This window comes from Pseudoalteromonas sp. MER144-MNA-CIBAN-0113 (assembly GCF_040308965.1).
Lineage (GTDB): Bacteria > Pseudomonadota > Gammaproteobacteria > Enterobacterales > Alteromonadaceae > Pseudoalteromonas > Pseudoalteromonas tetraodonis.
Genome location: NZ_JBEOOG010000166.1, coordinates 1 through 1,256, shown reverse-complemented (window position 1 = coordinate 1,256; position 1,256 = coordinate 1). Strand labels below are relative to the sequence as shown.

Here is a 1,256-nt window from a genome sequence, read left to right as displayed (position 1 = left end):
CTGGTTTAGCGCCGAATGAATCTGAGATTAGATATCAAGATTCTAAAACTGTGGCCAAAATTAGTTGACCACTACACAGCTACATATTGAGCAAAAGCATCTCTAATAGTTGGGTGTTTATATCTCCAGATATATTGCCCTTCTTCAAAGCTTTGGGAAGTTAAACTGCCTTCTAGAAACTTGAGTGAGGAAATTACCCCATCAAGTGTTCCCCCAAGTAGTTTTAATGCATTCAATTCACTTTCAGCTAACTCAATCGGGCTTGCCAATGCTCCAGCCCTCATAAAAATGGCCGCAAGAGCTGAGATATTTTGTTTATCTAGAGTTGATAAAACATCTAAAAGAAACTCAACAGGGCTTTCAACAAAGTTAACCAATGTTGATTTACTAACTCTAAGTTCTCTCGTGAAAAACTTATCTCCAAGCCTTCTTGCTATCTCTGGGGTGAACTTCTCATTGTTGGCAATATATTTTAAAAAGGGCTTAACTTCTTTTTTAAAACTCTGAGGTTGATTTCCCAACTTAATATGGTTGTATAATATCTGCTCTCTTTCATGTTGAGATATATCTTGAACATTAATAACGACCTGAGAAGCTTTCATCACAGGCAAAGAGCTTTCTTTCAAATCACCTTTTGCACTTTGATATATGTAATCTCGTGATGTAAATATAACTTTGGCGCCGTTTTTAATAGCAGTACTTATATGTGGAAAAGTTCTTGCCCATGCAAATGTAGCGCTCCAATCAACTTGAGTAGCCCCAAAAGCATCATCTATCCAAAACAGTCTTTTCGGCTCATTTGGGTTCCAATGACGTATAAATTCATCACTTGAACATAGTTTAAACGTATTACATCCCCATTCATCTAGCGCGCCTAATGCCAAAGATGCAGCAATGGTTGATTTTCCACATGCTGGCTCACCTAGCAACAAAACAAAGCCATGCTCAACTAGAGCCTTAGCACTTCTATTAAAGGCATCGGTTAATACAAACTTTGAAATATCATTACCTAGCGAATTCAAAATTGCTTTTGCTTGCCCTCCTGCCCGCTCATCAAGAATTTGGCTTAAATCGCCTAATCCATAAACTCTTGGCACAAGCATTCTTAGCCGTGGTGACTCAACTATAAGCTGAGAGATTCGTTCCTTCCCGTATGCAGCGAAATACTCTATTCCATCGATATGAATCGCCCCGTGTTTGCCAGAGACTCAATAACTTGAGAAACTGGAACTATGAAAAAATCAAATCGCTATACA

The 1,256-nt window shown here is 38.5% G+C and carries 1 protein-coding gene; it reads right to left on the bottom strand.

Annotated features, from left to right (window positions below; genetic code table 11):
• Positions 1-71: 71 nt before the first annotated feature.
• The gene (locus AAEY57_RS19175; RefSeq protein ID WP_350608572.1) at positions 72-1,103 is read right to left on the bottom strand and encodes an nSTAND3 domain-containing NTPase; all 1,032 of its coding nucleotides are present in this window, start codon (positions 1,101-1,103) and stop codon (positions 72-74) included.
• Between the last annotated feature and the right edge of the window lie 153 nt (positions 1,104-1,256).